At 65.1% G+C, this 5308-nt stretch carries 4 protein-coding genes and 1 pseudogene; all 5 read right to left on the reverse strand.

The window, feature by feature from the left end:
* Window positions 1-2246, reverse strand: a 2246-nt coding sequence (locus GPS82_RS13080; RefSeq protein ID WP_296495435.1) for an FtsX-like permease family protein, incomplete at its 3' end; no start/stop codon positions are given.
* A gap of 57 nt (window positions 2247-2303) precedes the next feature.
* Window positions 2304-2597 carry an antibiotic biosynthesis monooxygenase gene (locus GPS82_RS13085; protein ID WP_296495437.1) on the reverse strand — a complete coding sequence of 98 codons (294 nt, stop codon included), beginning with the start codon at window positions 2595-2597 and terminating at the stop codon, window positions 2304-2306.
* 40 nt (window positions 2598-2637) lie between these two features.
* Window positions 2638-4386: an aminodeoxychorismate synthase component I gene (pabB, locus tag GPS82_RS13090; RefSeq protein WP_296495439.1), complete on the reverse strand. Its 1749-nt coding sequence runs from the start codon at window positions 4384-4386 to the stop codon at window positions 2638-2640.
* A gap of 11 nt (window positions 4387-4397) precedes the next feature.
* The gene (locus tag GPS82_RS13095) at window positions 4398-5063 is read right to left on the reverse strand and encodes an ABC transporter ATP-binding protein (protein WP_296495442.1); all 666 of its coding nucleotides are present in this window, start codon (window positions 5061-5063) and stop codon (window positions 4398-4400) included.
* Window positions 5060-5308: pseudogene (locus GPS82_RS13100) on the reverse strand (tRNA (adenosine(37)-N6)-dimethylallyltransferase MiaA); the annotation flags it as partial. The gene GPS82_RS13095 and the pseudogene GPS82_RS13100, both read right to left, overlap by 4 nt.

The raw sequence follows: 5308 nt of genomic DNA on the forward strand, positions 1-5308 counted from the left end.
AGCACCTGCGCGCTGAAACTGGCCGCCACGCCAAACAGGCCAATCGCAATCGCCACCGCCTGCAGCCAGTAAGTGACGGCAAAACTGCGGTCAAAAATGCGCAGCGAGGTGGCGCGGATCTGCCCCGGGGTGCCGAACTCCATCAGGTCACCGGTGCCGGAGCCCATTTGTTCTGCCAGCGCGCGCAGTGCCTGTTGCAGCTGGGGCGCGTCAGCCGGGTCGCTCAGCCACAGCGCCAGATCGTTGGCGCGCTGGTCGCCGGTGAGGCGCTGAAAAATGCTCCGGTCCATGGCAATGGCACCGCTTTGGCGCGCGTAGTCTCTCCAGACACCCGCTACAAAATAGGAGACCTCGGGGGCTGATCCCGTTGGCGCAAGTGTTCTGAAGGTTTTGTCCATCGGGGCAAAAATCTGGCCAGGTGTGGCGCCATGCAGGTCCACCACCGCTTCGCTCACGTAAATGCCAATTTGCCCGGCGGGCACCGGCAGCGGCTCACCCACCAGCGGCAGGTTTTTGGCTGGGTCTGACAGCTCGCGGGCGATCAGCGCCACCGGCGGCAGGCTGGGTTTGAGCAGCAGCGGCACCACTCGCTGTGCCTGCAGCTGTTTGACGCCTTTCAGGGCGGCGGCAGCCTGCACGAATTCGGGGCTGAAATACACTGTGTCGCTGGCGCCCAGGTTGCCGGCGCTGCGCACGTACAGGTCGGCGGGCAGCACTTGGTTGAGCCAGTGCGTGACCGACTCCCGAAAGCTTGCCACCATCACGGTGAGCGCCACCGCCAGGCTCAGTGAGGCCACCACACCGCTGACCGCCACCGCCGCCGTTTCGCGTTGGTGCCGGGCCCGAGCCACCGCCAGCAGCGGCAGGGTCTGGCGTGCCAGCAGCGGCGCGATGCGATCGAGCAGCAGGCCAATCAACCAGGGCAGGGCGGTGATGCCGCCCACCAGCAGCAAGGCCACCGACAGGTAGGCCGCCACGGGAATACCCCAAACGGCGGGTGCCTGGGTCAGCGCCGCCCCCACAAGAATCAAGATCAAACTGAGCCAATGGCTGTGCGGGCTCACCAGCGCGCCGCCCAGCCCCTTGAGGGTTTGCGCCGGTGGCAGGGCTTGCGCCGCCCGGGCCGGCCACCAGCCGCCCACCAGTGCGGCAGCCACCCCCATGACGCCATAGACCAACGCGGCCCAGCCGCTGAACTGCAGCTTGGGCGCGGTGCCGGCGAAGAAGCCGCCGCCCAGGTCGCCGCCCAGCAGTTTCAGGGCCAGCGCCGCCAAGGCGGTGCCCAGGGCAATTCCGGCGGCGCTGCCCAGCACGCCCAGTGCCAGCGACTCCCACATCACCAGCGTCAGGCGTTTGCGGCCGCTCAGGCCCAGCACGCCCAGCAGGGCAAACTGCTGCGCGCGCTTGGCCACGCTCAGGGACAAGACCGAAAACACCAGAAACGCCCCGGTGAACAGGGCAATGAAGGCCAGCACGGTGAGGTTGACGCGGTAGGCGCGCGACAGGTTGTTGATTTGCGCTTGCGCATCGCCGGGCACGCTTAAAGTGATATTTGCGGGCCAGTCGGGGGCGGCTTGCAGGGCACGGGCAAAGTCGTCGCGATTCACCCCGGCTTTCAGGCGCAGGTCGATGCGACTTAGCTGCCCCTGCTTGCCGAACAGATCTTGCGCCGCGCCGATGTCCATCACCGCCAGTGCCCGGCCGCTGGCGCGCACGCGGCCGGCGACCGTGACCGGCAGCAGTCCAGGGCCGCTTTGCAACTGCAGGCCGGACCCGGCCATTGCCTGTGCCGTCGGGTTCAAGAACACCACTCCAGGCGCAAACAGTGCGAAGCGGTCAACGGATGCCTGTTCGCCTGATCGGTCGGGTATCGGCATCAGGTCGGGCGCCATAAACGCCACCACCAACGCATCGACACCCACCACCTGCAGGCTGCGCTTGCCGTCGGGCGTGACAGCATAAGTGCCCACTTCAAGCACTGGGGAGGCCAGCGCCACCTGCGGCAATTTGGCCACCCGGGCAAATATTGATTCATCAAACTGGCCCTGCGTGCCGCGCAACTCCAGGTCGGGCTGGCCGCCCACCGAGCGCGCCGCTTGCGAGAACTCATCAAGGGCGCTCGCGTTGATCAAATGGACTGAGAACGCCAGCGCCACGCCCAGCATCACCGCCACCACCGCCGCCGCGTTGCGCCACGGGTGGTGTTTGAGTTCTTGCCAGGAGAAGGTTTTGAGCAGGTCAAGCATGGGGTGGCGTGCGGTGCCAGCCGTGATGGCTACCAGGGCACTGGGAAGTGCGTCCGGTTAATGAGAAAAGCGGTATTCCCGCGAAATTTCAGCCACTTGCACGCTGTACGACTCGTACCAGCGCTCGCGTCCGAGTGTCTGCGCCAGCACATGCTCGGCATGTGACTTCCAGGCCTGGATATGTTCCTGGGAAGGCCAGTAAGACAGGGCAATTTCATCACTGCCCTCGGTCACGGCGGTGAATTCAAGGCAGCCGAATTGCCCCAGCGCCAGCTCGCGCATGCGCGCCGCAACCAGCGTGTATTCGCTGTCGGTGCTGCGGACTTTGGCGCGAAAAATCACGACGAACATGGTTGTTTCCCCGGTTGTTTGGAAGTCATAGGCGATGAAATTATCTGAGCACTCGCGCATCCAGCCAGCCGCGCAGGCTGTTGATGAACGCAAAGGCCTGCACCCGCGGCAAGTCTTCCAGGCGCACCACGGCTTCAACCAGGAGGCCTTCTTTTAAATAGATTGCCCGACCGATGCCGTCCAGCAGTCCGCAACGCAATGGCGGGGTTACCCAGCGGCCGTCAAGCAGCAGGGCGATGTTGCCGCGCGTGCATTCGGTCAACTCGCCGGCTTCGTTGTAGAGCAGAGTGTCAAACACGGCCGGGTCGGTGGGGGCAAAGGCGTCGTAGTGCGCGCGGTGCGTGGTCTTGAAGCGGGTGAACTCGCTGTGCGCGTCGTCAAAGCGTCGATTGGCAAGTTGCAGCGCGACCGGGGACGGCGATGGCGGCAGCGCAAAGGCTTGCGCCTGGGCTTGGCCAGAGGCATCCAGGAGCAAACGCACCCGCCAGATACCCTCGTCTTTGCATGCAGCCCTTGATTCCGATCCCGTCACTGCGTTCGCAATGACGGATGCATCAAACGGATAGCCAAAGTGTTTTGCCGCCCGTTGCAGCCGGGCCAGGTGGGCCTCCAGGTGCTGAAAAACACCCTGCTCCAGGCGCAAGGTTTCCAGCAGCTTGAATGACTCGCTGGCACGCTCCAGAAAACCGCGCTTGAGGCGCCACTCCTGCCATTCGGCCTGCGCAATGGCGTCTGCCGTGATGCCGCTGCCGATGCCGCAGGTGGCTTGGGCGCCACGCAAGGTGACGGTGCGAATCGCCACGTTGAAGGTGGCGTGGCCGCCCGGTCGCACCACGCCGATGGCACCACAGTAAATGCCACGTGGGGTGGGCTCCAGCGACTTGATCATGCGCATGGCCTGCACCTTGGGAGCGCCGGTGACCGAGCCGCACGGAAACAGCGCGCTGAACACATCGCACAGCGTGGTGCCGGGTCGGGTGAGGGCCGTCACGTCAGACACCATCTGCAGCACGGTGGGCAGCTCTTGCACGGTAAAAAGATGCGGCACCTTGACGCTGTGCGGTTGTGCCACGCGCGACACGTCGTTGCGCAGCAAATCGACAATCATCACATTTTCAGCGCGCTCTTTGGGCGATGCCACCAGCGCTGCGGCCAGATTGGCGTCTTCCTCAGGACTGCTGCCACGCGGCGCGGTGCCTTTCATGGGCCGCGTCAGCAGTTGGCCGTTGTGCCAGTCAAAAAACAGCTCGGGCGAGACCGACAGCACCTGCTCGAACCCGGTGTCAATCAAGGCCGAATAGCCGTTGGGCTGGGCGCGGTGCAGGCGGCCAAACAGCGTTGGTGCATCACCAGAAAACTCGCCGTGCAGCGGCGCGGTGTAGTTCACCTGATACAAATCGCCCGCCGCAATGGCCTGGTGGATGCGCGCCATGGCCGCGTCAAAATCAGGCCGGCCTGGCGCGCTGCGCCACAGCACGCGGGTTTCGGCACCAGCCAGTTGCGGGGGTGTTTCGGCAGGCCAGGGCTGGGCGTGTTCATAAATGCCGAACCAGGCCAGCGGGCCATCGTTGTGATGCACTTGCAGCGCGGCATCAAACGCGGGGGCGGCCTCATAACGCACGTAACCCACGCACCAAAAGCCCTCTTTTGCCAAGGCGCCGACGGCCTCCAGCAACGGCTTGACCTGCTCGGGTGTTTGCGCCACCAGAGTCCGCTGCGGCTGCTCAAACGCGCAGCGCAGCGCAGGCTGCTCACCGTGTGGATCGCAAAAATCAAGCAAAACCTGCATACGGATCGGTTTCAAGCGCTGGCGCTGGCGTAGCCGACCAGCCCCGTGGCCGTCAGCGTCAGCACCCGGTCGGCGCGCTGGGCAGCGGCCACCGAGTGCGTCACCAGCACCATGGCCGCGCCGTGCTGGCGGGTTTGCTCGACCAGCGCGTCCATGACCCGCGCGGCGGTGCCGGGATCGAGGTTGCCGGTGGGCTCATCGGCCAGCAGCAGCATTGGGCGGTGCACCAGCGCGCGGGCAATCGCCACACGCTGCAACTGGCCGCCGCTGAGCTGCTGCGGCAGTCGAGCACCCAAGCCGGCCAAGCCCACGGCATCAAGCATGGCCTGCACCCGCGCGTCGTCGTGTTGACCCAGCAGCATCAGCGGCAGCGCCACGTTTTGCGCCACGCTCAGGTGCGGCAGCACATGAAAGGCCTGAAACACAAAGCCGGTTTTTTCACGCCGCAGGCGCGCCAGTTGCTCGTCGCTGAGCGTGCCCAGGTCTTGCCCGTCGAGCTCCACCGTGCCGCTGTCCCAACTGTCCAGCCCCGCCATGCAGTTGAGCAGCGTCGATTTGCCGACACCTGACTCGCCCACGATGGCCACAAATTCGCCCGCCGCCACGCGCAGCGAGACCTGGCTGAAGACCGGCGTCTGGCCGTAGCTTTTGCTTAAATGGTTGATGATCAAGGTCATGGATAGCCTTCAATAAAACGCTTGGCCAGCGTCAACGCCTGCGTCAGCGCATCCGGCGCATCGCCGGCCACCACCTGGCGTCCGGGCATGGAGCGCAGCCAGGTGATCTGGCGCTTGGCGAGCTGGCGCGTGGCAAAAATGCCCTTGTCGCGCAGCTCGCTCATGGGCCACAGGCCGTCAAGAGCCTCCCAGGCCTGCCGGTAGCCGACACAGCGCATGGACGGCAGATTGGGGTGCAAATCGCC

This window comes from Rhodoferax sp., from assembly GCF_011391645.1.
GTDB lineage: Bacteria > Pseudomonadota > Gammaproteobacteria > Burkholderiales > Burkholderiaceae_C > Rhodoferax.